Consider the following 26,080-nt stretch of genomic DNA (forward strand, 5'->3'; position numbering starts at 1 on the left):
CCCGATGGATAAATGATACGCCCGGCCGGTCAGGACAGCGCCGCCATGGCGTGGTAGAACCGCTGGAGCGCGGTCAGGTGTCCCACGGCGGCGAAGACGACCAGCAGCCACCCGACCAGGGTCCACGGCCCGAGCGACCCGGTGACGAAGGGGGCGACGACGCCGACGCCACCGACCAGCGCGAGGCGGTCGGCCCGCCCGAGCGCCCCGCCGTAGACCCTGTCGAGGTCGACCGCCTGTGCCTGCGTCCCGAGGTAGGAGGTCATCAACACGCCGGTCACGGCGGCAGCACCGAGCAGCCAGTCGCCGATGCCGCCCGCCAGTCCGAGGATGATGACGATGTCAGCGTACCGGTCGAGGACGTGGTCGAGCAGGTCGCCCGCGCGGGATTCGACCGAGAGTCGCCGGGCAAGCGCGCCGTCGAGCAGGTCCAGCCAGCCGTTCAAGAAGACGAGGAACGCGCCCGGGAGGTACCACACCGGGTCGCCGCCGGCGACGTAGAAACACCCACCGGCCGCGACGGCCAGGGCGAACGCGAGGACGCTCACGCCGTTCGGTGTCAGTCCCACCCGAGCGGCACCGGCGACGAAGGGCGCGAGCAACCGGTCGGCCAGCGGCCGGAGCCTGTCCAGCGTCATAGGTAGTCGACGTACGATACCTCCCCGGCGCTGGGGTCCCGCTCCCCGTCGATGACCGACTGGATTGCCGCTGCCGTCTCGTCAGGCGTCAGGTCCGTCGTCTCTATCTCGTAGACTCGCTCCTCGCCGTGGCGGTCGACGGCCTCGGCCAGGATGACGTCCAGCGCCTCGCTCTCGGCGTTCTCGGCGACCGAACGCTGTGACTCCCCGCGTTCGGCCAGTCGGTCCTCGATTGTCTCGGGATGTGCCCGCAGAACCACGACCCGGTCGGCGTCGAAGTGGTGCGCGAGGTGCGACTCGAAGAGGACGTCCTCGCGGCCGTCGAGCCACTCCGCGACCGCCTCGACGTCGGTCACGAGCGTGTCCCGCTCCTCGTCGCGGCCGGTCGTCAGTTCCTCCCGCTTGATGACCTCGTTGAGATGGACGACGTCGAGCGACGTCGAGAGCCGATCGGTGGCCGTGGTCTTGCCGGTGCCCGGCGTCCCGGTGACCGCGACGCGCATCAGTCGACCACCTCGTTGAGGACACCCACGGCGCGCTCGGTGCCCTCTCGGGTGCCGCAGGTGATGCGGACGCACTCCGGCAGGCCGAAGGACGAACAGTCCCGGACGATGACGCCCTCGTCCATCGCGGCGTCGGTGACCGCCTCGCCGTCGCCGACCTCCGCGAGGACGAAATTGCCGCCGCTCTCCCAGGTCGGCGCGTCGAGGTGGTCGTGCATGTACTCCCGCGCCCAGCGGGCCGTCTCGACCGTTCGTTCGACGTGTTCCTCGTCGTCCAGCGCGGCCAGGCCGGCCCGGCAGGCCAGCGAGTTCACGGCGAAGGGCGTGTTCACGCGCTCGTAGGCGTCGGCCCACGCCTCCGGGACGAGCGCGTATCCGAGCCGGAGTCCGGCCAGTCCGTACGCTTTCGAGAACGTCCGGAGGATGGCGACGTCCTCGCGGTCGTCGACGAGTCCGTGCGCGTTCGGCGCGTCGGTGAACTCGGCGTAGGCCTCGTCGACGAGGACGAGCGTCTCATCCGCGGTCTCCGCCGCGACCGTCTCGATGTCGGAAAGCGCCATCTCGGAGCCCGTCGGGTTGTGCGGCGTGGTCACGTAGACGATGCGGTGGCCGTCGTAGCTGTCGAGGACGTTCGCGGGCGTCTGCGCGAAGTCCTCGGACTTGTGGAGGGGGTAGCTGTCGACGGTCGCGTCCCGGTAGCGGGCGCTCATCGGGTAGTAGGCGAAGCCGGGTTCGGGAACGAGGACGCTGTCGCCGGGGTCGAGGAACGCGCGGGCGAGGTAGTCGAGGACGCCGTCGCCGCCGGGGGAGAGCCAGACCTGTTCGAGGGCGACGTTCCAGTCGTCTGCGAGACGGGCCGAGAGGTCGGTATGCTCGGCTTTCGGGTAGGTGTGGACGGTCGGCGCGGCGGCCCGGATGGCCTCGACGGCGGCGGGGCTCGGGCCGAATGGGTTCTCGTTCGACGAGAGCTTGACGAGAGTGTCGGGGTCCAGCCCCCGCTCGCGGGCGACTTCTTCGACGCCGCGGCCCGCGCGGTAGGGCGTGTGGGCTGAGAGGTCCCGTGGGTCCATGCCCGGGCAAAACAGGCGGCGCGTCTTAAGCGTGCTCAAAGCGTGGGGATGGTAACCGTTTTTCGCGGCGTGTACCATGCAGCGGTAGGGCGTGTGGCCTAGCGGACAGGGCGAGGGGTTCCTAACCCCTCGATCCCGGGTTCGAATCCCGGCACGCCCGCTTCGCTCCTTTCAGTCGCTCGCGGGCGTCCCGTAGTTCGCAAACGCTTCGTGTTTGCTCACTCCCGACACGCCCGTGCAGTGCGAGCCGCGACCGACGGAAGCGGCTCGACACGCGAGCGGGGAGTGTAACGACCCGCGAGCAGCGAGGAACGAAGTGCCGAGCGAACCGGAACCGGACCGACAGGTGACTGTGTTATGGCGCGCCGGACCGCCCCATAGCAGTAGAGCCGGCGTAACAAACCCGCAAGAAATGCTTAAATCGCGGTGTCGACTACCCGCCGTCACGCGAAAGAAATGCCTACCAGGTTCCCGGACGTGACAGCGGACCTCGACGCGGACGAAGACCCCCGGCTCGACACCGATTTCTACCGAGCGGTCCCCGGAACGGGGGACGAACACGACGCGATTCTCGTGGGAGTGGTCCACGACCACCCCGCGAGTAGCCACCGCGTGCGGAGAGTCGCCCGGGCGCTGGAGCCGGACGCACTGGCGCTGGAACTCCCGCCGCTTGCGGTGCCAGCGTTCGAGCGCGCGGCGACTGCTGAGAGCGCGCAGTTCGACTGCGACGAGATGAGCGCTGCCATCGCCGCCGCGCCCGAAAGTGCCGTCGTCGGGGTGGATTCCCTGGGCCCCCGGTTCGGCCGCCACTTCCTGCGCAACGCCGTGGACACCGGTGCGTCGGTCAGGACCCTCCGCCGTGCCGCGGGCGGGGTCGGACGCATCGCGCGCCACGCCGTCAGGTGCCGGCTCGATGCAGCCGAGACCGACGACTCGGCTGCCGAGGCAGTCACCGAGGGGATGGCAGCGAGGACACCGGCAGAGCAGGCCGCGGACGAGCGCACGCAGGTCGCGCGGAGCAGGTCGCTGCTCGGTGCCATCGAACGACCGCGCGCCGACCGTCTGCTGGACGCGACACGGGAGGATACGATGGCCGATGGCATCGCGAGACTGCGACGCGACGGGACGGTACTGGGTGTGCTGGGGCTGAGCCACCTCGACACCGTGGCCGACGCGGTTGCGAACGGCACAGAATAGAGGGAGACTGCGGCTCGAACGTCTTACAATCGGAGAACAGCGACCGGTTGACGCCTCTCACATAGCCTGACAGTGCACGCTCTCATACAGCCCGACAGTGCACGGCTGGCGGCAGCGCAGGTGGTGCACTACCACTCCGGAGGCGCCGACGGCGCGCCCGTCGGCCGGTAAGCTGGTCGTAAACCAGCCAGGTTGTGAAAGGTGGCGTCCCTGGACAAGTCCGTCAGTACGGCGGTGATTCGGCCTCGACGACGTCGGCCAGGTTGTCGAGTTCGTCGGCCAGCATGACCACGAAGTCGTCCAGTGTCACGATGCCGCTCATCGCGCCGTCGGTATCGACGACCGGCATCCGTCGCACGGAGTGTTCGAGCATCGTTTCGATGGCCGCGAAGATGCCGTCGTCCTCGTAGACCGTTGCCATCGCCGAGGTCATGATGTCGCCGGCGCTCACGTCCTCGGGTTCCGCCCGCGGTTCGAGCACCTCCAGCACCAGGTCCCTGTCTGTGACGATACCGACCGGGCGGTCGTCGTCGACGATGACGACGCTCCCGACGTTCTCCTCACGCATCACGGTCGCCAGGTTCCCGGCGGACTGGTCGCGGTGCGCGGTCATTACTCCAGTTCGAGCGACGTCTGAGACTGGCATGGGTACACCACCCGGCGATGGAGCGGCGAGTCACAATGGTATGAGCCACTTAGCCGCTGGCCGAATCGACAACACCGGCCCTACCCACTGCGCGGCGCGATATGGGCGAGCGTACCCAGAAAGAGGGAACCGGACAGCAAAGAACGGGTCACGGGTCTGCTCTATGCGGTCGGCAGTTACAGCGGGTCCAGACGTCCCTCGTCGTCCCTGATGAGGCGCTCGATGTCCTCCTCGCGCGTCGAGGCCTGGTCCTCGATGTTGTCCGCCGCGTCGACTGCCTGCTCCTGTAGCTGGTCCACGCGGGACACGTCGGTGACGTTCGAGAGAACCACGACGGCCGAGACGTGGTTCGCCGAGGCCCTGGGGTCGTCCCCGGCCAGCACCTCGATGCTGGCCGTCTGCTGTTCGACCCAGCGGCGGGCACTCTCCAGGCCCTTCCTGGAGAACTCGCCGGGGGGACCGGAGATGACGATGAGCGAGCGCTCGGCCGAGGAGACTGTCGCCGGGCAGGTCAGCCGGGACTGGACGGCCTGGCGGACGAGGCCACTAATCTTCTTCGCGGTGTCGGTCTCCTGGCCCGTCCCGTTGCCGCGGAACCGGCCGAGGAGGCCCTGGGACTGGCGCGTCTCCGATTCGAGGTCCGTCTCGGCGTACGCGACGGTGCTGATGCCGCCCGTGTCGAGCGTCCGTCGCACGTCGCTGGCGTCCATGACGTTCTCCGAGACTTCGGACTCGTCGATGTTGCCGGCTGCGAGCAGCGTTCCGATGCGGGCCGCAATCTCCTTGTTCATCCGCTCGTAGCCCGCCTCGACGGTGTCCTGGTGGCCCCGCCAGGCGTCGTTGTCGAACAGGAGGAGGTTGTTCGTCGCGTCGACGAACGACTGCAGCGAGCGGGCGGCGTTGAAGGAGGCCCTGCCGCCCTCGTCCTTGCTCGGGAGTACGCCCAGTCCGTACACTGGCTCGTCGAACATCTCGCTGATGCGGTCGGCGAGTACGGGTGCGCCGCCGCTACCGGTCCCGCCGCCCAGCCCCGCCACGAGGAGGAAGGCGTCGATGTCGTAGACGGGAACGCCGTCGAGTGCGCGCTCCAGTTCCTGGAGGTCCCGCCGTGTCACCTCCGCCCCGAGTTCCGGGTCGCTCCCGACCCCGTGCCCCTTGACCCGCTCGTCCGTCTGACCGATGAGAATCTGCTTGTCTGTGGGTATCTCGTCGAGTTTCGCCAGGTCCGACCTGGCCGAGTTTATCGCGACCACGTATCTGGAGAGGCTCCGGCCCGTCTCCTGCTCGTACCGGAAGATCTCGTCTGCTACCTTGCTTCCGGCGTTCCCGAACCCGATGAGAGCGATTTTCATCGCGGGGACGTACACGAAACCGCCGTATAGTTATACTGCGGGTTATACGCGCCGTTCTGACTAAGCGCCGCTTACAGCGTCGCCCGTCGCAGCCACCCGCTCGTCACCGGAGAGTAAGCCCTTACAACCCCGTCACGTCGTGCGCTTTCGGGGCGGCGACCGGACGGCACCGACCCCGGGCCCGCAGACTTATACCCCCGCGTGATAACAGTCGGCCAACAGCGACCCGGGGGACCACGACCGATGCCAGACAGCACCCGCGGGCAGTCGGGACTCGACCGCCTGCTCGCCTTTGTCGTCGTTGCCGTCGTCCTGGTAGCCGTACTGCCGACGGTGCTGGGCGTCGCCGGTATCGACGTCCGACAGGACGACGGTGTGGCCGCCGAGCAGCCGACGCCGACGCCCGAACCCGCGTCGCTGCAGGTGCTGAACGTCAGCGGCACGACCGGCCCCGAGAACCGGTCCGTCGAGGCGGTCCGGATCACACTCACGAAGGTCGGGTCCTCCGCCCCCGTCGACGCTGCGGCCCTCACCGCAACCTGGGCCGATCAGGGCACGTACTACCTGACGGCGGGCCAGCAGGAAGAGCGAAGCGACGGCGCGTTCGGGGTCAGCGTCACCCACGTCAGCGACGCCGACGGGCTCGTCCTCGCCGAGACAGGCGACCGGGCGACCCTGACGTTCGACGTCGGGGCTGACGACGTCGCCGACGTCCCCGCGTTCGGGAGCGCGCTCGCGGCGGGTGAGTCGGCGGACATCATTCTGGCGACGGCAGACGGGGAGACGACGACGGTGTCGGTCGAGGTGCCGGACTCGCTGGCCGGAAAACGGGTCGTCGGACTGTAGCTGCTACTTTCCGCGTCCGAACAGCCGGTAGTCGTGGTCGGGCGTGTACCGCCTGAACGCGAGACTGTTGGTCAGCACCGAGACGCTGGAGGCGGCCATCGCCGCCGCCGCGAGCACGGGCTGGAGCAGGCCGAGCGACGCCAGCGGAATCATCGCCGTGTTGTAGCCGAGCGCCCAGAAGAGGTTCTGCTTGATTTTCGCGAGCGTCCCCTCCGAGATGCGGATGGACTTCAACACGTCGGCCGGGTCGTCGCGCATCAGCGTCACGTCCGCGGCCTCGATAGCCACGTCCGTCCCGCTGCCGAGTGCCGTCCCGACGTACGCGGCGGCCAGCGCGGGCGCGTCGTTGACGCCGTCGCCGACCATCATCGCCCGGCGGCCGTCGTCCTGGATGGTCTCGACGGCGTCTGCCTTGTCCTCAGGCAGGACGCCGGCCATCACGTTGTCGGGGTCGATGCCCAGTTCTTCGGCGACGGCGCGGGCCGTCCGCTCGTTGTCGCCGGTAATCATGTGGACGTCCAGCCCGCGCTCGTGGAGGTCCGCGACGGCGGCGGCGGCCGACTCCTTCACCGTGTCGGCGTCGGCGACGACGCCGACCAGGCGGCCGTCCAGCGCGACCAGCATCGCGGTCTTGCCCTCGCGTTCGAGGCGGTCCAGCGTCTCCTCCGCGGGAGCCGTCTCGACGCCCTCGTCGGTCAGCAGTTTCCGGTTGCCGACCAGCACCTCGCCGCGACTCGTCGTCGCCCGGACGCCGTGGCCGGGAACGTTCTCGAAGGACTCCGGTTCTTCGAGGTCGACGCCGCGCTCGCGCGCGCCCTCGACGATGGCCTGGGCCAGCGGGTGCTCGCTGTTGTACTCGGCACTGGCGGCGAGTTCGAGGACGAACTCCTCGGTCACCTCGGGGAGCGCGACGCCACCGTCTGGCGCTGCGCCGCCGTCGGGTGCGGCCTCGACTGGCACCACGTCGGTCAGTTCCATCTCGCCCTCGGTCAGCGTCCCGGTCTTGTCGAAGACTACCGTGTCGACGTCGCGGACGCGTTCGAGGATGTCGCCGCCCTTGAACAGGACGCCGTTGCGCGCGCCGATGGCCGTGCCGACCATCGTCGCCGCGGGCGTCGCCAGGCCGAGCGCGCAGGGGCAGGCGATGAGCACCGCGCTGGCGAAGACGACGACGGCGAACTCGGTGATTCCGATGGCGGTCGGACCGCCGGCGGCCAGCCCCCACAGCGGGAGCGCGTTCACGAACCCGGCGAGAGCGTCGGGGAACAGCACCCAGACCGTCGCCCACAGCAGTGCGTTCGCGATGACCGCGGGGACGAAATAGGCGGAGATGCGGTCGGCGACGTTCTGGATGTCGGGCTGGCGGCTCTGTGCCGCGCGGACGCGCTCGACTATCTGCTGGATGGCCGTCTCCTCGCCGACCTTCGTCGCCTCGACCTCCAGCACGCCGTTCTCGTTGATTGTCGACCCGATGACCTCGTCGCCCTCGCTCTTCTCGACGGGGACCGACTCGCCGGTGACCATCGACTCGTCGACCGCCGACTCGCCGTCGACGACGACGCCGTCGGTGGGAATCTGCTCGCCGGGGCGGACCCGCAGGCGGTCGCCGACCGCGACGTCTTCGAGGGGAATTTCCTCCTCGGTGCCGTCGTCGCGGACGACCGTTGCGGTGTCGGCCTCCATCTCCAGCAGTTCGCGGATGGCGTCGGAGGCCTGGCCCTTCGAGCGGGCTTCGAGGTAGTTGCCCAGCGTGATGAACACCAGGATGAACGCGGCCGTGTCGAAGTACAGCCCGGTGCTGGCGATGAGGCCGAGCAGCGCGACGACGGAGTAGAGATAGGCCGTCGACGACCCCAGCGCGATGAGCACGTCCATGTTGGCCGTCCGGTTCTTCACGAGCGCGGTGTAGGAGTTCTCGTAGAACTCGCGGCCGAGCAACACCTGGACGGGCGTCGCAAAGAGGAAGGCAATCCAGCCGATGTCGACGCCGAAGACGGCCTCTGGGACCTGCTCGGGTGCGAAGAGGTGGCCGACCATCATCGCGAGCAGCGGCAGGGACATGACCGCGCCGAACAGCACCAGCCGGAGCTGTCGGCGCTGCTCGGCCGACCGCGCCAGGTCGCGCCGGTCCTGGTCGCTCTCGCCCTCTGACTCCTCGTCCTCGCGGACTGGCGTGTAGCCCGCCGCCTCGATTGCGTCGTAGAGGTCCTCCAGTGAGGCGTCGGCGGGATTGTACCGGACCTGCGCCTCGTCGGTGGCGTAGTTGACCTCGGCCTCGATGACGCCCGGCGTGTCCAGCAGGCGCGTCTCGTTGGCGTCCGCGCAGTTGGCACACGACATGTCGGTGATACCGATGCTCACCGTCTCCGCGACGGCCGTGTAGCCGGAGTCGCCGATGGCGTCGTAGATGTCGGCGAGCGATACCACGTCCGGGTCGTACTCGACGGAGCCCTCGTCGGTGGCGTAGTTGGCGTCCACCGACGCGACGCCGTCGAGTTCGCCGACCCGCTCCTCGATGGTCCCTGCGCAGTTCGCGCAGCTCATCCCCTGGAGGTCGAGTCGCGCAGTGCGTGTCGTCATTGGGTGTACTTATGCACCCCTACTTGATTGCAGTTACCACTTCGAATCGAAAGCAAATGCCAGCGGAAACCTTCGGTCCGAAAGTTCCCTGGCCGGTCAGGCACCCTCACTGAGCTGTTCGTACGCGTCGACGAACTGCTCGCGGCAGTTCTCACAGCAGAAGTGATACGTGTCGCCGTCGAGCGTCACGGTCTCGCCCTCGGCCGTGACCGTGTTGCCGCACTCGGCGCAGGCCGGGGCGAGTCGCGCACCGGAGACCTGTGGCGACCAGTCGGCCTCGGTGAGCAGCGACACCTCGTAGTCGCGGACGTCGGTCACGTCGACTGCGTCGGCGACCAGTTCCCCCACCGCACCGTCCGGGGCCGTCGCGGTGACTACCACGCGGTCGTCGACCGTCCGGAAGACGTACTCGACCGACTCGACGTCTGCGAGCCCGTCTCGGACGCGCTTGCCGGCCCCCGGAACCGTTTCCAGCGTTACCAGCACGGGGACGCCCTCGTCGAGCAGCGACCGGTCGATGTCCAGTGTGAACCGACGGATGAGCCCGATGTCGCGGAGACGGTCCACGCGGTCGGAGACGGCCGGCGCGGACAGGCCCACGCTGTCGGCTATCTCGCTGTAGGGCCGGCGGGCGTCTTCGAGGAGTAACTGGAGAATCTCGCGGTCGGTGTCGTCGAGCCCGCGCATGTCGGGGATAGAGAGGGGACAGCCTCAAACCGTTTTCGGGCCGGCTCAGACCGCGCTGCTCGCGTCCTCGGTTGCGGTGGCGTCGCTGACGCGGATGGCCGACGCGACGTGGGCCGGCAGCGAGACGGTCTCGCCGTCCTCCAGGGCGACGGTGACCATCTCGATGGGTGCCACCTCCTCGACGGTGAGGGTCGTCCCGGGCGTGATGCCGGCCTCCTCCAGGTAGGCGAGTTCCTCGGGGTCCCGGTCGCGGACCCGCTGGACGACGACGCGGTCCCCTTCGGCCTGTTCCGACAGCCTCGCCCCCGCGAGTTCCGCGACGGGGTCCAGCGCCTCCGTCGGAATCGGGTCGCCGTGGGGGTCGACCTCTGGGTCACCCAGCACCTCGGCGACGCGGCGCTCGAACTCCTCGCTGATGTGGTGCTCCAGACAGTCCGCCTCGTCGTGGACCTCCGTCCAGTCGTAGCCCAGTTGCTCGGCGAGGTAGGTCTCCAGCAGGCGATGATGGCGGACGACCTCCAGGGCGACAGTCTCGCCCTCCCGCGTCAGCGTGACGCCCTTGTACTTCTCGCGCTCGACCAGTCCGCGCTCCTCCAGCGTCTCCATCATGCTCGTCGCCGTCGGTGCCGTCACGTCCAGCGTCTCCGCGATGCTGGAGGTGGACACCGGGGCCTCCCCCTGGCGCTGGAGTTCGTAGACCGCCTTGAGGTAGTCCTCCATCTTCGCGCTCAGCATACTCCTCTTTAGATACGTCTAAATCAAAAGTGTGTCGTCACCCGGACGCCCGCCGACGCGGCACCGGTCGGGTTGTGACGGGCGGCAATCACGAAGCCCACCCTCTTTTCAGGGATGGGCATGACGTACCGCCATGGCAGTGAGAGACAGCCAGGTTCCGATGATTGACACCCGACTGCTGATTACAGTCTCCGGACCGCCGGGATGCGGGGCGACGTCGCTTTGCACCCGGCTTTCGGAAGCTATCAACTGTCCGTACGTCGCCGGCGGGGACATCTTCCGGGACCTCGCCGAGGAGCGGGACATGAGCCTCACGCAACTCGGCGCGGCCGCCCAGGAGTCCGACGAGATAGACCGGGCCCTGGACCAACGCCTGCGCCAGATTGCCGAGAAGTGGGGGGCCGTGAACCGGCCGTTCATCCTCGAATCGCGCCTGGCGGGCTGGCTCGCCGGCGAGCGGGCGGACCTGCGAATCTGGCTGGACGCGCCCGAAGACGTACGGGCGGAGCGCATCAGCGACCGCGAGGAGACCGCGGCGGAGATGCGCGTCCGCGAGGTCAACGAGGCCGGCCGCTACGAGTCCTACTACGAAATCGACATCGACGAACGGGAGTTCTACGACCTGCAACTGAACACCGCCCGCTGGAGCCAGGAGGGAGTCTTCCAGATTGTGCGGGCGGCAATCGAACAGTACGACCCGGAAGTCGACGAGGGTGCCTTCGAGACCGCCCCAGTCGAGATAGACGCCTGAGAGTCTCGCCCGCAGTGCCGTCTCGTCCTGGGGACCCGGGTTGCTGTCCGCGAGCGGGGAGCCGGCGTCGGCACTTACCGTCCCAACTCGTAGAACTCCTCGTTCGGCCGCATGTCCGCGAAGTGGGCCATCCGGTTCGAGAGATTGAACAGCGCCGCGGTCGAGCCGATGTCCCATATCTCCTCCATCGAGAAGCCGTGGTCGCGCAACCGCTCGATGTCCGACTCACCGACTGCGGCAGGGTCCTCCGTCAGTTTCACCGCGACGTCGCACATCGCCCGGTGGGCGTCGCTGATATTCGCCGTCCGGTGGTTGGTCGCCAGTTGCTCGGCCAGGTGGGGGTCGTCGGCGTAGATGCGCAGCAGTGCCCCGTGAGCGACGACGCAGTAGAGGCAGTCGTTCGCGCCACTGACGGCCACGACGACCATCTCCAGTTCCTCGCGGGCCAGCGGCGACTCCTCGACGAGCGCGTCGTAGTAGTCGAAGAAGGCCCGGAACTGGCCGGGGCGGTACGCGAAGGCCGTGAACACGTTGGGCGTGAACCCCGACCGCTCCGTCTCCGCTTCGATGCGCTCCCGGACATCCGCCGGCATGTCCTCCAGGTCGGGCACGGGAAAGCGCGTCATCGGTTCCTCTGCCATGCAGGGACCGGCGGCTGCCAGCACCTTAGTCGTTCGCCGCCGCTGGTGCTTACCCCTCGCGGCGTCCCGGCAGGATGCCCCACCTGGTCAGGAGGATGAGAACCGCGTACCCGACGAGGCCGACGGCGAACAGCAGTGCCGGGACCAGAAAGGGGCCGAACGTCTCGACGAGCGCGTCGACGACCATCAATCGGCGGCGTCGAGTTCCAGTTCGAGGAGTCCGCAGACGTCGTCCTCGGCGTCGAAGCAGTCGGGACACTGGGGCGCGCGGTCGATGATGGTGTCCAGCCGGTCGGCGACCGTCTCGTCGATGACCGGTTCGAGCTGGCGGGCCTCCGCGCGGAAGTTCTCGACCTCCAGCACCTCGACGAGGAAGCGCTCGATGATGCAGTAGTTCTGGAGGGCGTCGCGGGCACGGGCGATGCCGTCGTCGGTCAGGTCGACACCCTTGTACTTCTCGTGGCTCGCCAGCCCCTTGGCTTCGAGCTTGCCTATCATCTCGTTGGCGCTGGCGGGGCTCACGTCGAGCGTGTCGGCGATGGCCCCCGTCGACGCCGGGCCGTCCTCCTGCTGCTGGATGAGGTAGATGGCCTTGACGTACTGGTCGGCAGTGTTCATGACGATTCACCCGTGACCTGGTCGTTCCCCGTCATTCCCGTTCCTCCATCAGTTCAGTGACTGCCTCGACGCCGGCCTCCTCGTCGGCGCGAATCTCCCGCAGGACCGTCAGAAGGCGGTCGCGGTCGACGCCGAACTCGGCCTCCGACTGCTCGACGGCCCCGATGAGGTCGTCGTAGAACTTGTACGCCGTCTCCTCGTTGCACAGCTGGTCGTAGAGGACGCCGTCGAAGTCCTGGTCGGCCTCGTACTGCTGTTCTACCAGCGTCTTGACGTCGTCGAAGGGGATGGTTTCGGCCTCCAGCGTCCCGACCAGCTCGTCCAGCCGCTCGCGGTGTGTCGCCGACTCCGCGGCGGCCTCCCGGAGGAACGCCCGGACGCCGTCGTCCAGGTCCGCCACGTTGGCGTGTTTCGCCGCGCGAGCCTCAACGACCTCTTCGAGGACCACGCCAATCTGGAGAAGGCGGGCGAGCTGGTGGTCCGACGCGACCGGCTGCTGGACGCTCACGGCCACCACCGTCGCTGTACCGCTGTCATGTTCGCCTCTCGGGCGGGCGGAACCTTAAAGCCGCTGTCCGGCGGCGGGAGTCTTTATCCCACTGTCAGCCGAACGTACAGTATGACCACGCACGCTCTCGTCGCGATGGACAACTCGGAGATGGCCGAACGGGCCTTGCGGTTCGCCCTCGAACACCACCCCAGCGCCGACGTCACCGCCCTCACCGTCGTCGGCGAACCGTCCTCGATGCTCGGCGGCGCGACGACGCTCGCGCTGGAAGACGACGTGGAGGAGGCCGCCGACGAACTCGCCGCCGCCACCCTCGACAGGGCACGTGCGGTCGCGGCCGAATACGACACCGACATCGAGACGGAGGTCCACGTCGGCCATCCCGCCCGCGTAATTCTCAACAACGCCGACGAGTACGACGTCGTGGTGCTGGGCAGCCATAGCGGGTCGCTGGCCGACCGGCTCTTCGTCGGCAACATCACGGAGAAAATCTTCCGACAATCGCCCGTCCCGGTCACCGTCGTCCGGTAACTCGAGGGTGCGGGACGGTTATTCCCGCAGTCTTGCTGCGATGAGGTCCTGCAGGTCCTCGCGGAGTTCGTCGACCGCGACCTCTTCGAGGACGGGCACGAAGAAGCCCTCCACGAGGAGGTTCTTCGCCACCTCGGGGTCGATGCCGCGCGAGGTCATGTAGAACAGGTCCTCCTCGTCGACCTGTCCGACCGTCGCGGAGTGGCTGGCCTCGGTGTCGTGGTTGTTGATGATGAGCTTCGGCGATGCGTCGGCTTCGCTCTCGTCGGAGAGCATCAGCGTGTTCTCGCGCTGGTAGGAACTGGTGTTCCAGGCGTCGCGGCCGACGTCCTGGACGCCCTCGTAGACCGAGCGGGCGCTGTCCCGGAGGACCCCGCGGGTGACGAGGTCCGCCGTCGTGTTCTCGGCCTCGTGCCAGACGCGGCTGCCCAGATCGAAGTGCTGGTCGTTGTGGCCGAAGAACGCGCCGACGATCTGGGACTCCGAGGAGTCGCCGACCAGGCGCGTCTCGACTGACGTCTTCGTCAGCCGCGAGCCGATGTTCCCTTCGATCCAGTTGACGGTGCCGTAGCGACCGGCGTGGCCGCGCTTGACCGAGAAGTTGTACGTCTCCTCGCTCAGGTTCTGGAGCGCGCCGTACTGGACGTGTGCGTTCTCGCCGGCGACGGCCTCGACGACGCCGCTGTAGTAGCGGCCCTCGTCGACTGGTTTGGCGTCATCGCCGGTGGCCTGCCGTTCGAGGATGGTCACCGACGAGGACTCCTCGGCGACGACCAGCGTGTAGTTGAACAGCGACCGGGAGTTCATCGTCGTCCGAATCTTCACGTCCTCTGCGTCGACGCCCTCGGGGACGTAGACGACGGTGCCGGCGCTGAACAGCGCCGTCGACAGCGCGGTCAGATAGTTCCGCTGCGGGTCGACGACGCTGCCGAAGTGCTCCTCAATCAGGTCGCCGTGCGTGTCCAGTGCCTCGCTCCAGGAGAGGACGTCGACACCCTCGGCGTCGACGCGGTCCTTCTCCTGGGCGTGGTCGAGCGGGTCGACAAGCGTCTCGTAGTCGAGGGCGTCGAGGTTCGTCCACTCGCGACCCGGCGTCTTGATGACGTCGGGCATGTCGAGGTCTTCGAGCGCCGCGAGCGCGTCCTGCCGGGTCTCCAGCAGCCACTCCGGTTCGCCGAGTTCCTCGCTGATCTGCGCTACCTGTTCCGCTGTGAGGTTCGCGTGTACCTGCGTACTCATTGTTGAATTCGAATACTCCACGCGGAGTTATCCGAGACTACCCTCCATCTCCAGTTCGATGAGGCGGTTCAGTTCCACCGCGTACTCGATTGGCAGTTCCTCCGTGATCGGTTCGATGAAGCCGGCGACGATCATCTGCTTGGCGTCGTCGTCGTCCAGGCCGCGGCTCTGGAGGTAGAAGACGTCCTCGTCGCCGATCTTGCCGACGGTCGCCTCGTGGGCGACGTCGACCTTCTGCTCCTGAATCTCCATGTACGGCATCGTGTCCGACGTGGAGTCGTTGTCGAACATCAGGGCGTCACACTCGACGGACGTGGAGGAGTTCTCCGCACCGTCGGCGATGTGGACGAGGCCGCGGTAGTTCGTGCGGCCGCCGTCCTTGCTGATGGACTTGGACTCGATGGTCGATTTCGTGTCGGGCGCGTTGTGGTAGACCTTCGCGCCGGTGTCGATGTTCTGGCCCTCGCCCGCGAACGCGATGGTGATGTGGTTGTCCGTCGCGCCGGGGCCCTTGAGGATGGTCGCGGGGTACAGCATCGTGGCCTTCGAGCCCATGCTGCCGGAGACCCACTCCATCGTCCCGTCTGCCTCGGCGATGGCGCGCTTGGTGTTGAGGTTGTAGGTGTTCTTCGACCAGTTCTGCACCGTGGAGTACTGGACGTGAGCACCTTCGCCGACGAAGACTTCGACGCCGCCGCTGTGGAGGTTGAACGCGGAGTACTTCGGCGCGGAACAGCCCTCGATGTAGTGGACTTCGGAGTTCTCCTCGGCGATGATGAGCGTGTGCTCGAACTGCCCCATCCCCTCGGAGTTCATCCGGAAGTACGCCTGGACGGGCATCTCGACGGTGGTGTCCTCGGGCACGTAGACGAACGAGCCGCCGGACCAGACCGCGCCGTGGAGCGCCGCGAACTTGTTGTCGCTCGGGGGGACGCACTTCGTCATGAAGTGCTCCTTGACGATCTCCTCGTGCTCCTGGACGGCCTTGTCCATGTCACAGAAGATGACGCCCTTCTCCTCCCACTGCTCCTGCATGTTCTGGTAGACGATTTCGGACTCGTACTGCGCGCCGACCCCGGAGAGGGCGTTCTTCTCGGCTTCCGGGATGCCCAGTTTGTCGAAGGTGTCCTGAATCTCCTCGGGGAGGTCCTCCCAGCTGTCAGCGCCGCCGCGGGTCTCGATGTCGGGGCGGATGTACGGGACGATCTGGTCGATGTCGACCTCGGAGAGGTCGGGTGCGCCCGGCCAGCCGTCCGGCATGGGCATCTGCTGGAACTGCTTCAGTGCGCGAAGGCGGCGTTCGAGCATCCATTCGGGCTCGTCCTTGTCCTCGGAGATGACCCGGATGGTCTCCTCCGTCAGGCCCTTGCCCGTCTCGAAGGCGGACTTCTCCTCCTTCTTGAATTCGAAGCGCGCTTCGGTGTCGGTCTCTTTGAGGTGGTCTTGGTCTGAACTCATTGTTGTGTCTCCTGTTTTGTCGGGTTACGCTGCCTCGTAGGCTTCCTCGCGGACCCAGTCGTAGCCCTCGTCCTCGAGCTTCTCGGCGAGTTCCGGACCGCCGCTCTGGGCGATCTGCCCGTCCAGCATCACGTGGACGTGGTCCGGCTCGACGTAGTCGAGGATGCGCTGGTAGTGGGTGATCTGGAGGATGCCAGCGCCCTGCTCGTCGCGCAGCGCGTTGATGCCGTTCGAGACGTCCTGCAGGCGGTCGATGTCCAGCCCGGAGTCGATTTCGTCCAGCACGGCAATCGAGGGCTCCAGAATCGCGGCCTGGAGGACCTCGTTCTGTTTCTTCTCGCCGCCGGAGAAGCCGGCGTTGAGATAGCGGTTGGCGAACTTCTCGTCCATGTCCAGTTGCTCCATCTTCTCCTGGAGAATCTGCTGGAACTCGGCGACGCCGATTTCGCCCTCGTCGGCGGGGCCCTCCATCGGGGAGGTCTCGTAACCCGCGTCCTCCTCTTCGTCGTCCTCGGCCTCGGCTTCGTCCTCGTCCTCGAACAGCTCCTCGCGCTCTTCGAGCTTGGCGTTGAGCGCCGTCCGGAGGAAGTTCACCATCGTCACACCCTCGATCTCCGCGGGGTACTGGAACCCGAGGAAGATGCCGAGCGCGGCGCGCTCGTTCGGTTCGAGGTCGAGCAGGTCCCAGGTCTGCATGTCCTCGGGAATCTCCTCGTCGAACTCGTCGCCGTCGAGGTGCAGCCAGACGTCGCCGCCGGTCACCTCGTAGGCGGGATGGCCGGCGATTATCTTCGCGAGCGTCGACTTCCCGCTGCCGTTCGGTCCCATCAGCGCGTGGATCTCGTCGCTCCGTACCTCCAGGTCGACGCCACGGAGGATTGTTTCGCCGCCGTCCTCTGCGACTTCCGCGTGCAGATTGTCGATTTCGAGTGTAGCCATGGTAGTCTTAGGTCAACCGAAAACAGGGTCGACTCACCCATAATGCTTTCGCATTCTCATGTCCAAGGTTTCCGGTCTGCGAAATATATTTTCTGAGTCGAAAAAGATGGACCCCGTACGGGGGCCCTGGCGGCTCACATGTACTGCCCGAGGCCGGTCTGCTCCTGTCCGGATTTGACCTCCTCCCAGGAGATGCCCAGCGCCTCGATGATGCGCTCGATGGGACCCTTCAGCGTCTTGTCCAGCATCTTGTCCCAGTCTATCTCGAACCCGTCAGGAACCTGGTCGTCGTACTCGAAGCAGATGACGTCCGGGTTGCGCTTGAACTCGCCGTACAGCGGGTCCTCCGAGGGGTCCAGCCCCTGCTCTCTCTCCACCTGCTCGAAGAAGTCCGGATGGACCTTCTCCAGGTACAGACGCTTGGGTTTGGACCCGCGCTGGAAGTTCGTCCCCAGCAGGAGGTTGGCGTACTTCGCGCCGCGCACCTGCGCGGTGTCGGTATCGTAGTTGTCCAGTTTCTTCCCGATGCCGCCCGGGATGCCCACCTCGGACAGCGAGACGTTGCCCGCGCGGAAGTCCTCGATGACGTCGTGGAGGTACGACTTCACGTCCTCGGTGTCTTCGCCCATCACGATTTTGTCGATGACCTCCTTCTGGACCTCCTTGGTGATGGGTGCGATGTCCGAGCGCTGGTACTCGAAGCCCGTGATGTCGATGTCGTCGACGTCCTTGCCCTCCTTCCAGACGATGTGGCCTGCGTAGCGCTTCTTCTTGCCCGCCTGGAAAAAGCGCCGGTAGAGTTTCTCGAACTCGATCTCGAAGCGGTGGAACTCCGCGTTCAACTGTTCGAGCGCGAATTCGTCGTACGAGGCGTTGATGACCTCCTCCAGTTCGAATCCCTTCTGAATCGTCGCGGCGATAGTCAACAGTTCGTCGTCGCCCATCTCCGGGTGCTTCTCGCGCATCTCGTCGGTGACCTCGACGTCAGCCTCGACGTCGTCGGGGCCGATATCTCCGACTTCTAACATAACCGAGTCGGTGTTGTGGAGAACGATACCGCCAACCCCATCCACGAAGTTCTCGTTCTCTTCGACGCTCAGGTCGTAGACGTATCCGTCGTGGTCGACTTCGGTCAGGACGGGTTCGCGACCTGACCGATAGAAATCACACGTCCGGATAGTGTAGGAATCCTTCGAGTCACGGTATTTCAGCGAGTGTTTCTCATCGCGCTGGGTGAGCAGTGTCGAGAGCCCAGCGGCCAGGTCACGGCTCGTGGTTTCGAAGTCGAAGTTTCGCTCCGCGTAGTCCTCACTGTAGCGGGGGAACTCCCTGGAACCGTCGCCCTCGACAAGCACATCGATAAACAGCGACTGCTGTTCATCCGAAAGGTGATAGACGAACGATGGGATTCGCTTTCTGCGTGAGGTCTGGCCTGCAAACTCACGGAAGAAAACGGCCGCGAGTTCGTTCATCATCTGCAATTTGAACGTACTGTCGTCGTACGTCACTGACGAGTGTCCGTCAGCAGTATCATACGCAATTTCACGTTCACCGCCAGCGTCACTGGCGACGATGCTGGCAGTAGTGTCCTCGAACAGCCGGTGGTAATCGTCCTGTAGTTGTTCGAGCCAGCGACGCCGCAATTCGGCGATACTCGCTCCATATCTGCTCTCGGTCGTTTCTTCCGTCGACGCGCTCCCCTCCGACACGTACGCCGCGAGCAGTCGGACGAACGACTCTCCTTCGTCGCTGGTGAGGTCGATGTGGCGTTTGACTTTGACCGTCTTGTCGAGGGCGTCGTGGTGTTCGTGACCGAACCAGACCCACTCACCGTCTGTGTGGACGCGCTTGACTTTGGTCTCGGCGTTTTCTGTGCCGACACTACGACCGTCCTCGTACGAACGCGTGTACCCCCGCAGTTGTTCGTATACGTCTATCGACTGCTTCGTCTCGACCTCCGGCAATTCTGGAACGCGCAGTGGTTCGTCCACGTCCGCTGGCGGCTTTTCGGTCAGCCCGTCCCCGTCGTCAACGACGTACGAGTGGTCTCTGGTCGTCGTCGACTCGCCGAACTTGTGCTGGAGGTTGACGACTGGCTTGTCCGTTTTGTGCCGGATTACCTGCGTTATCGGCCGCCACTCCGGACTCCCGTCTTCGTTCACCGAAAGCGCTTCCCAGCCGCTAAGTGGGCGACGGTCTTTGGGAGATGTTGACGTCGCAGTGCCACCATCGACAGCGAGTTGGGCCTCCTGTTCGGGGCCTGCTCGCGCGAACAGGTCTTCGATAGGCACGATTCGGACCGTCCCGTCTTCGTCTCGGACGACAACCGGTCTGTCACCGGTTACACTATCTCCGTAAACCACTTCGTACCCCTCCCGTTCGACGACTTCGTCGGTGTACTCGATGACCTCGCGTCCGGTGGCAGTCACGGCCGCACCCATCTCCTTGTCGTAGAGGCGGAAGCGGTCCCATCCCAACACTCCGTAAAGGCTATTCATAATCACCTTGACAGCTGCTTGCTGCCGGTCGTACTGCTCGTATTCCGGCTCTTTGGGGTCGTAATCGTTCCGTAGGGATTTCTTCTCCTCTCTTTCTGTCAGAAGCTCGTCAACCATCTCCCGGATGACGCCGTCCGGTTTCTTCCGGAAGTGCGTCCCGTTGGGCGCGCGGTAGGTCTCGCCATCGTAGGACTCGGGGTCGACCTTCGTCTCCGGCGACGCGTTGGTCGTGACCATGCACATCGGGTATAGCGACTGCCCGACCCACTGGTAGTGACCGTTGCGGCCGGCCAACACCACGTGGTTGTCTTCGGCAGTGATACAGTGAACTGTCTCATCGTGGTCTTCGACAGTCGCGTTCGTCGACTTGTTGAAGGACCCTCGCTTCCCGACCGAGACGTACCACGTTCCATCCGATTGCTTGGAGACAGTGGGCTTGTGACCGCACCTGACTGCAATGTTCAGGATGTCGTCCTTGAGACGGTCGCTCTTCGTCCAGAATTTTCCGAGACCAGATGCAGTACGGCTCCCATCGCCCCGAATCATCGTATTCAACAGGACGGTCAGTAGTTCACCGTCGAGTTTGAACACCCCCTCTGGCAGGTGTTTCTCTGCGTAGCCAGTACCGCAGTTGTCCTCCAACCATTCGACGAGATACTGATTGGAGATATTGCAGCCACGCTCGTCGGTGTTGTAATTGAGCCCCATCCGGTCAAGGAGGTCAGAGATTGCTTCCCGACCTGCTTCGTCACTCTGGTGGAGGGTGACCCGCCCGTTGGCCCAGTCGATACTTCCCTCCGTGACGAACCAACCGAGGAATTCGAGCCAATTTGCCATATCGAACGAGAGTGGGGTTTCCCTGTGCTGAGGACCGTACTTCAGGAATACCCCGTCAGCGTGCTCTCGAACGACCGCTCGGTGTTCGCGGTACAGCTCGATAGGGACGAGATACTTCCCAACAGTCTTCTGAATGCCCATCGCCGCAGACGAGCCGTGAACGAGGTCGAGTGAGTCCTGAACCGCATCCGGCATCCGATTCCGGAACCATCTCAGATCCTTCTCACAGTAAACGACTGCGTGTCCACTGTCCACCTCGTCGACGAGTTCGAACGTCTCCGGTGTTCGACCGCGCACCGACTTGTGTTGGGGGAATGCATAGCGTTCACTCTCTCTCAAATCTCGATACTCCACGAAATCGAAATCAGCCGGCGTCTGTTCGTCCCAGCCTCGCTCTTTCGAAACGAGAAAACGGTGGTTCTCGGTAACTTTGAAATCGTGGGTGTTCCCGCTAAGGTGGTGTAGCTCACCGAATTTGTTCTCGTACTCGTGCGTCTGGGCTACCGGTTTCACTTCACATTCGAACGTGTCCGGATTTAGCGTATAGACTGGGTCACCGACTTCCAAGTCAGTTATATTCTCTGGACCATCCGGTGTCAGAACGTCGGTGTCCCTGCTGAAACACTTCAGGTCCAGCACGCTGACGTTCTCGCGCACGCCCGTGATGGGGTCGAAGACAGCGCCGCCCTCGTAGTCCTCGCTCTCCTGCTGGCCCTTCGAGGGGAGCGCGTAGTTGCCGTGGAGCTTGTGCAGGACGTACATGTCGACGGCGTCGCCGGGCGTGGTGGCGTCTTCGAGTTTGCAGCCGACGAACTGGCGGACCTCGTCCCAGAAGTCGACAATGTCCTGCTCGCGGTCGAGCTGGACGCACAGTTCAACGTCGCGGAGGTTGTACTCCAGCAGGCGCTCGGGGTCCTGTTCCCAGAGGTCGCCGATGTCGCCGGTGTACCGTTCCTTGCCGACGCCGAGTTCCTGTTCGCCGACGGCGTCCAGCCGGTAGGAGTCGAGTTCGGTGAACTGCGTGCGCTGGTAGGCGTACAGGAGGTCGAAGACGACCCGGCCCTTGATATCGGGACCCTGCCAGTCGCTGCGCCAGACCTCGTTCACGCGGGAGAGGCGGTCGATGTCGAGGTCGTGGTCGGTGTCGCCGTCGAGTTCTTCCAGCCGGTCGAGCAGGTAGGGCGCGTCGAAGTCCGTGAAGTTCCAGCCCGTCAGCACGTCGGGGTCGGTGTCCTCGACGTACCCGATGAAGGCGTCGAGCATCGCCTCCTCGGTGTCGAACCGGCGCACGTCCGCCTCGAAGTCGGGACCGATCGGGTCGTACCCTTCCAGCGCCTCGGGGCCGTCGACGCCCGCCGGGGCCTCGTAGAGCCAGACGACGTACTCCTCGCGGGTGGAGTCGTGGGAGGTGAGACAGATGATGGGTTCCTCGCCGTCCTCGGGGAAGCCCGAGCGGTCGTCCACCTCGATGTCGAAGGTGTTGACCCGCGGGCTGGCGTCGACGGGCGTCGGCTCCACCTCGTCGTGGTGGACCCGGAGTGTCGTGCGGTCGGCGTCGTCGTCGACGTGGCGGGCCGGGACGCGGACGCCGCTGGTGATGTCCTTGTCGATGAGAAAGCGGTTGGGAAAGAGGATGTCCGCCTCGTAGTGGTCGAACTCGTCGCGAATCTGGCCCACGTCGCGCGGTGTCTGTCCGAAGATCTTGACCAGTTGCTCGCCGCGGATGGACTCGTAGGGCTCGCCGTCGTCGCCGGTCTCCTCCCAGCCGGTGAGCCGGTCGTACTCGCGGAGGCGACCCTCGGTGACGTTCTCGGCAGGTGCGTAGAAGTAGGGCTTGAAGTCGTGGACGCGGGCGTGGACGAGCGACTGGTCGGCCGTGCGGCCGAAGACGTGGATGATGGGGTACTCGTCGTCGCCGTAGCCCTCGACGGTGTAGTCGATTTGCGTGACGGCCATCTCGACCGTCTCCTCCGTCTCAGGGAACAACTGGTCGGACGGGTCGACGTGGACGGCGTCGGACCCGCCGTTGCCGGCGACGGCCGCTGCCTCGTCTGCCGGCCGTCGTTCCGGCTCGCCGTCCTCGAAGTCCCCGAGTTCGAACTGGCCCATGATAGTAGGGATTCTTCGCGGCCGCCGCCTAAAATATCCCGGTCGGCAGTGCCGTCCCCGCCGGAAAGTATATGCCATGTGGTGCCATACCAAAGGCCTGTAGATGACCGAAGGCACGGACGGAGCGGATGGGCGTAGCGACGTGGAAGTGACCGTCCGGGAGGGCGGAGCAGAACCGATAGACGCCGTGGGGACGTACGAGACGGGGGACGGTATCGTCTTCTACGACACGGAGAACCCGCTTGCGTGGATGCAGTCCGCGACCGCAGTCCACCTCGAAGAGATGGCCTGAGACGGACCGAACGCCCTATCTGGCTCGGCGTCGAACGGCGCCTGTGCCCGAGGGGAGCGAGGAAGACACGGAACCGGACGTGGCGACGAGAAAGTGGGACGAGAGCGACGTTCTCGACGACAAGTACAGCGAGCCCGAGGAGGACCAGTTCGATATCACCCCGGACATCCCGGAGGCTCCTCTCCGGAGGACGCCGACCCGCAGTTGCAGATGCGGTTCTGGTCGCTCGTCGTCGTGTTCAACATCGCTCTCCTGGCCCTGTCCGTCGGGGCAATGTTCGTCGTCTTCGAAGAGAATGTCGAGCTCGGCGGCCAGCTGTTCCTCGCCGGCGTCATCGTGGGCGCGTACGGACTCTACCGCTACCGGACCACGAAGGAGAAACTGGACGACGACCAGAACGGCTAACAGTGACGATAGCCTACCCGGAGCTATGCGAACCGTCCGGGACGGCGACGGCAACCACTACTTGCTCCTGAAAGAGTCCAGCGACGCCAGCCTCGTCCGCGACCCTGCCACCGGCGAACAGCGCCACCTCCCCAACGACGACATCGAGCGCGTCGAGGGCGAATCACCGCTGGAAACCGCCGTCGGGGCCGTCCCGGCGAGCGTCCGCCGCGTCCTCACGGCCGTGCCGAACGAGCGAGCGCTCGGTCTCCTGCTGGAAATCGACCGCCGCGGGCCAGTGGGCGTGCGTCTCCTGCTCGACGCCTACGATTTCTGCGAGAGTGACCTCCACGGACTGCTCGCGGAGTTCCGCGCGGCCGGCCTCGTCGAGGAAGCGACGGTCGACGCGCGACGCGGCTACGACACGACAGAACTGGCCAGCAAGGCGTTAGAACGACTCCGCGAGGCGTAGTCAGTCGTCGGCTTCGGCCAGTATCTCGGCGTCTGCCGTCTCGGCCCGTTCGACGGTCGAGCGGTTGGTCGTGGCGTTCTTCCTGACCCTGACCAGGTCGTCGGCTGCGCCGACCAGTTCCTCGTCGTGGCTGACGAGCAGAATCTGCTCGACGCCCAGCGAGCGCATCTCGTCGACAAGCGCGACCAGTTGCGAGACGTGTCCGGAGTCCAGAAAGACCGTCGGCTCGTCGAGGATGAGCGGCGGCATCGGGGCCGCGCCCTCGATGCCCTCCGCGAGCAGCCGGTAGATGGCACACCGGAGGCTGAGGTTGAACAGCGCGCGCTCGCCGCCCGAGAGCTGGTCGGGGTCCAGCGTCTCGCCGTCCTTCTGGTAGACCGTCAGCTGGTACTCCCCGTCGAGTTCGATGCGCGAGTAGGAGTCGTTCTCGTAGACCAGATCGAACGTCTCGTTTAGCATCCGCTCCAGCGTCTCGACGTTGCGCTGGCGCAGTTCGGCCCGCAGCGTCCCGTACATCTCCTGTAACTGCTCGGCCTCGTCGTACAGGGAGTCCAGCTGTTCGACGGTCTCCGAAAGGTCCTCGCGGCGCTCGCGCAGCGCCTCCAGTTCCTCGATTTCGGCCGTCACGCCGCCGATGTCGTTCTGCAGTCTGTCGCGCTCCTCGCGCAGGTCCGCCAGCTTGGCCTCGACTTTCTCCAGGTACGATTCCGCACGCCCCTTCTCGCCGCGGGCTTCCTCGACGCGGTCCTCGTCGAACTCCTCCTGCAGTTCGGCCCGCCGGTCGCGTTTGTCCGCCAGGTGCTCGCGGCGCTCGTCGTTGACCTCCGCCTTCTCCGCGCGCGTCTCGCGGAGGTCCGCGATTCTCTCCTCGTGGTCGGCGATGGTCTCGATGGTCTCGGCCAGCGACTCCAGCCGGTCGACCCGCTCGGACAGCGCCGCCTTCTCCTGGTTGCACTCCGCGATAGCCTCCTGACAGGCGGTCGCCTTCTCGCGAGCCTCGGCGGCCTCCTCGCGTTTTGCTTCCGCCTCGGCCTCCAGCTCGTCGGCCTCCTCGCGGAGCCGGTCGACCTGGGTCTCCTTCTCCGACAGCGACTTCTCCTTCTCCTCGACGAGCTGTGCGACGTTCTCGCGGTCGTTCTCCAGGCGCTCGATGGTCGATTCTCGCTCGGCCAGGGCCTCGGCCTCCTCGCGCTTGGCTTCGACCGTCTCCTCGCGCTCTCGCAGTTCTTCGAGCCTGAATTCCAGGTCCTCGACCGCCTCGCGGCGTTCCTCGATAGATTCGACGTGCGGGGAACCCTCGACTGGCTGGCCGCACTCGGGACACTTGCCGGCCTCCAGCAGGGACTCCGCCTCCGCCAGCCGCTCCTCGGCGTTCGACAGTTCCGCCTCGGTTTCCGCGCGCGTCTCGCGGACGTCGGCCAGTTCATTGGTCACCTGGTCGCGGTGGTCCGCCGCTTCGCCCTCGGCAACGGGCGCGTCGGCGAACGCCTCACGGTGGGACTCGATGCGCTCTGCGAGGTCGTCCAGTTGCTCGCGCTTCTCCGCCAGCAGGTCCCGCGCGTCGGCGACGGCCGATTCCACCTCGGCTGCCTCCTCGCGGTTCTGTTCGGCCTCCGCCTCCAGGTCGTCGGCGCGCTCCTCGGCGGCCTCGGCCTCGCCGTCGTGTTCCTGCTTCTCGACGCTCTGGTCCGTGATGCGCTCCCGGAGGGCCTCGATATCCGCGTCCAGGTCCTCGATGCGGGTCTCGACGGCTTCAGTCGTCGCCTCGTCGACGTCTGCCTCTGCGAGGAGGGCGTCCCGGCGCTCGGTCGCCTCCGCTCGCCGGTCGCGGACCTCGGTCAGTTCGTCTGCCAGGCGCTCGCGCTCGCTTTCGGTGGCCTGTATCTTCTCGCGCAGGTCCTCGATGTCCGATTCGAGGTCGTCGAGTTCCTCGCGGCGCTGCTCGTACTCCTCCAGCACCGCTCGGCGTCGGCCAGCGTCTCGGCCTGCTCGCGGTTCTCGTCGAAGCGCTCGATGTCTGACTCCACCTCCGCGAGTTCGGACTGCAGGGCGTTCAGACGGCCGTGGAGGTCCTGGGCCTCCTTCTCGGCTATCTGCTCGTCGACCTGCGAGAGGGCTCCTGTTTGTCGTCGCGCACGCGCCCGACGCCGACGCGGGCCTGGCTGGCGCGCTCGCGGTAGTCCTCCAGCTTGCCGAGCTGGAGCAGGTCGTCGAGCATGTCCTGGCGCTGGGACGGCGACGCGTTGATGAGTTTGTTCACCTCGCCCTGGCGGACGTAGGCGCAGTTGACGAACGCCTCGTTGTCCATCCGCAGCAGTTCCGCGACGCGGCGGCGCACGTCGGTCGCGCCCTCGTAGGTCCCCTCCGGGCCTTCCAGCACCGCCTTCGTCGTGTGCGTGCGCTCGTCGCGGACGCTCAGGCGGCGCTCGATGTGGTAGGACTCCCCGGCGTGGGTGAACCAGAGTTCCACGACAGCGCCGTCGGCACCGATGGTCACCACCTCGTCCAGCGTCTTGTTCAGCGCCTTCGAGCCGTAGAGCGCGAAGAAG

The 26,080-nt window shown here is 65.9% G+C and carries 23 protein-coding genes, 1 tRNA gene and 1 pseudogene; 8 read left to right on the forward strand and 17 right to left on the reverse strand.

The genetic code is table 11. The features are described 5' to 3' along the window. Positions 1-29: 29 nt before the first annotated feature. Genes WDJ57_RS20280 through hisC form a run of 3 tightly spaced genes read right to left on the reverse strand, consistent with a single transcriptional unit; the run spans position 30 to position 2,211 of the window. A complete protein-coding gene (locus tag WDJ57_RS20280) occupies positions 30-638 on the reverse strand; it encodes a CDP-alcohol phosphatidyltransferase family protein (RefSeq protein ID WP_338902845.1) in 609 nt (202 codons plus the stop codon). Continuing rightward, positions 635-1,141, reverse strand: a complete 507-nt coding sequence (locus tag WDJ57_RS20285) for an adenylate kinase family protein (RefSeq protein ID WP_338902846.1) — start codon at positions 1,139-1,141, stop codon at positions 635-637. Before WDJ57_RS20285 ends, WDJ57_RS20280 begins: the two co-directional genes overlap by 4 nt. Further along, positions 1,141-2,211 (reverse strand): histidinol-phosphate transaminase, encoded by a 1,071-nt coding sequence (hisC, locus tag WDJ57_RS20290; RefSeq protein WP_338902847.1) that lies wholly within the window; start codon positions 2,209-2,211, stop codon positions 1,141-1,143. The genes WDJ57_RS20285 and hisC overlap by 1 nt, the downstream gene beginning before the upstream one ends. A gap of 87 nt (positions 2,212-2,298) precedes the next feature. Here hisC and WDJ57_RS20295 point away from each other — a divergent pair. Then, positions 2,299-2,371, forward strand: a tRNA-Arg gene (locus WDJ57_RS20295). Between the two features lie 296 nt (positions 2,372-2,667). Beyond that, positions 2,668-3,408 carry a hypothetical protein gene (locus WDJ57_RS20300; RefSeq protein WP_338902848.1) on the forward strand — a complete coding sequence of 247 codons (741 nt, stop codon included), beginning with the start codon at positions 2,668-2,670 and terminating at the stop codon, positions 3,406-3,408. Between the two features lie 223 nt (positions 3,409-3,631). On the opposite strand, the gene WDJ57_RS20305 is transcribed toward WDJ57_RS20300, so the two are convergent. Then, a complete protein-coding gene (locus tag WDJ57_RS20305; protein ID WP_338902849.1) occupies positions 3,632-4,054 on the reverse strand; it encodes a CBS domain-containing protein in 423 nt (140 codons plus the stop codon). Positions 4,055-4,230: 176 nt separating this feature from the next. Next, positions 4,231-5,406 (reverse strand): tubulin/FtsZ family protein, encoded by a 1,176-nt coding sequence (locus WDJ57_RS20310; RefSeq protein WP_338902850.1) that lies wholly within the window; start codon positions 5,404-5,406, stop codon positions 4,231-4,233. Positions 5,407-5,649: 243 nt separating this feature from the next. On the opposite strand from WDJ57_RS20310, the gene WDJ57_RS20315 reads away from it, so the two are divergent. Continuing rightward, on the forward strand, positions 5,650-6,252 hold the full coding sequence (locus WDJ57_RS20315) for a hypothetical protein (RefSeq protein WP_338902852.1): 603 nt from the start codon (positions 5,650-5,652) through the stop codon (positions 6,250-6,252). A gap of 3 nt (positions 6,253-6,255) precedes the next feature. Here WDJ57_RS20315 and WDJ57_RS20320 read toward each other — a convergent pair whose 3' ends face one another. From WDJ57_RS20320 to WDJ57_RS20330, 3 genes are all read right to left on the reverse strand, one after another. Continuing rightward, entirely contained in the window at positions 6,256-8,832 is a 2,577-nt protein-coding gene (locus tag WDJ57_RS20320; RefSeq protein ID WP_338902854.1) for a heavy metal translocating P-type ATPase, read from the reverse strand. Between the two features lie 96 nt (positions 8,833-8,928). Continuing rightward, complete coding sequence (locus WDJ57_RS20325) at positions 8,929-9,519, reverse strand: AsnC family transcriptional regulator (RefSeq protein ID WP_338902855.1); 591 nt, start codon at positions 9,517-9,519, stop codon at positions 8,929-8,931. Between the two features lie 45 nt (positions 9,520-9,564). Continuing rightward, the gene (locus WDJ57_RS20330) at positions 9,565-10,254 is read right to left on the reverse strand and encodes a metal-dependent transcriptional regulator (RefSeq protein ID WP_338902857.1); all 690 of its coding nucleotides are present in this window, start codon (positions 10,252-10,254) and stop codon (positions 9,565-9,567) included. Positions 10,255-10,387: 133 nt separating this feature from the next. On the opposite strand from WDJ57_RS20330, the gene cmk reads away from it, so the two are divergent. Next, positions 10,388-11,005, forward strand: a complete 618-nt coding sequence (gene cmk, locus WDJ57_RS20335) for a (d)CMP kinase (protein WP_380630230.1) — start codon at positions 10,388-10,390, stop codon at positions 11,003-11,005. Between the two features lie 74 nt (positions 11,006-11,079). Here cmk and WDJ57_RS20340 read toward each other — a convergent pair whose 3' ends face one another. From WDJ57_RS20340 to WDJ57_RS20355, 4 genes are read right to left on the reverse strand one after another with little or no spacing between them, the layout of a single operon-like run. Next, complete coding sequence (locus WDJ57_RS20340) at positions 11,080-11,646, reverse strand: peroxidase-related enzyme (protein WP_338902858.1); 567 nt, start codon at positions 11,644-11,646, stop codon at positions 11,080-11,082. Between the two features lie 49 nt (positions 11,647-11,695). Further along, positions 11,696-11,833, reverse strand: a complete 138-nt coding sequence (locus WDJ57_RS20345) for a hypothetical protein (protein WP_338902859.1) — start codon at positions 11,831-11,833, stop codon at positions 11,696-11,698. Next, entirely contained in the window at positions 11,833-12,264 is a 432-nt protein-coding gene (locus WDJ57_RS20350) for a metal-dependent transcriptional regulator (protein ID WP_338902860.1), read from the reverse strand. Before WDJ57_RS20350 ends, WDJ57_RS20345 begins: the two co-directional genes overlap by 1 nt. A gap of 31 nt (positions 12,265-12,295) precedes the next feature. Next, positions 12,296-12,772, reverse strand: coding sequence for a ferritin-like domain-containing protein (locus tag WDJ57_RS20355; RefSeq protein ID WP_338902861.1), 477 nt, complete (start codon positions 12,770-12,772; stop codon positions 12,296-12,298). Positions 12,773-12,883: 111 nt separating this feature from the next. On the opposite strand from WDJ57_RS20355, the gene WDJ57_RS20360 reads away from it, so the two are divergent. Continuing rightward, positions 12,884-13,303, forward strand: a complete 420-nt coding sequence (locus WDJ57_RS20360; RefSeq protein ID WP_338902862.1) for a universal stress protein — start codon at positions 12,884-12,886, stop codon at positions 13,301-13,303. Positions 13,304-13,321: 18 nt separating this feature from the next. On the opposite strand, the gene sufD is transcribed toward WDJ57_RS20360, so the two are convergent. The 4 genes from sufD to WDJ57_RS20380 all read right to left on the reverse strand — a co-directional run bounded on the left by sufD (position 13,322) and on the right by WDJ57_RS20380 (position 22,383). Beyond that, positions 13,322-14,542 (reverse strand): Fe-S cluster assembly protein SufD, encoded by a 1,221-nt coding sequence (gene sufD, locus WDJ57_RS20365; protein WP_338902863.1) that lies wholly within the window; start codon positions 14,540-14,542, stop codon positions 13,322-13,324. 27 nt (positions 14,543-14,569) lie between these two features. Continuing rightward, complete coding sequence (sufB, locus tag WDJ57_RS20370; protein WP_338902865.1) at positions 14,570-16,000, reverse strand: Fe-S cluster assembly protein SufB; 1,431 nt, start codon at positions 15,998-16,000, stop codon at positions 14,570-14,572. 24 nt (positions 16,001-16,024) lie between these two features. After that, positions 16,025-16,939 carry an ABC transporter ATP-binding protein gene (locus WDJ57_RS20375; protein ID WP_338902866.1) on the reverse strand — a complete coding sequence of 305 codons (915 nt, stop codon included), beginning with the start codon at positions 16,937-16,939 and terminating at the stop codon, positions 16,025-16,027. 134 nt (positions 16,940-17,073) lie between these two features. Next, the gene (locus tag WDJ57_RS20380) at positions 17,074-22,383 is read right to left on the reverse strand and encodes a DNA polymerase domain-containing protein (protein ID WP_338902867.1); all 5,310 of its coding nucleotides are present in this window, start codon (positions 22,381-22,383) and stop codon (positions 17,074-17,076) included. A gap of 103 nt (positions 22,384-22,486) precedes the next feature. Here WDJ57_RS20380 and WDJ57_RS20385 point away from each other — a divergent pair, with 103 nt between their 5' ends. From WDJ57_RS20385 to WDJ57_RS20395, 3 genes are all read left to right on the forward strand, one after another. After that, entirely contained in the window at positions 22,487-22,675 is a 189-nt protein-coding gene (locus tag WDJ57_RS20385) for a DUF7331 family protein (protein ID WP_338902868.1), read from the forward strand. Positions 22,676-22,885: 210 nt separating this feature from the next. Continuing rightward, positions 22,886-23,080, forward strand: coding sequence for a DUF7322 domain-containing protein (locus WDJ57_RS20390; protein ID WP_338902869.1), 195 nt, complete (start codon positions 22,886-22,888; stop codon positions 23,078-23,080). Between the two features lie 25 nt (positions 23,081-23,105). Then, positions 23,106-23,531: a DUF7346 family protein gene (locus tag WDJ57_RS20395; RefSeq protein ID WP_338902870.1), complete on the forward strand. Its 426-nt coding sequence runs from the start codon at positions 23,106-23,108 to the stop codon at positions 23,529-23,531. On the opposite strand, the pseudogene rad50 reads toward WDJ57_RS20395, so the two are convergent. Continuing rightward, positions 23,532-26,079, reverse strand: a pseudogene (gene rad50, locus WDJ57_RS20400) (DNA double-strand break repair ATPase Rad50); the annotation flags it as partial. Position 26,080: the final 1 nt, after the last annotated feature.

The sequence above is a fragment of the Salinibaculum sp. SYNS191 genome, assembly GCF_037338445.1.
In the GTDB taxonomy this organism is placed as follows: Archaea; Halobacteriota; Halobacteria; order Halobacteriales; family Haloarculaceae; genus Salinibaculum; species Salinibaculum marinum.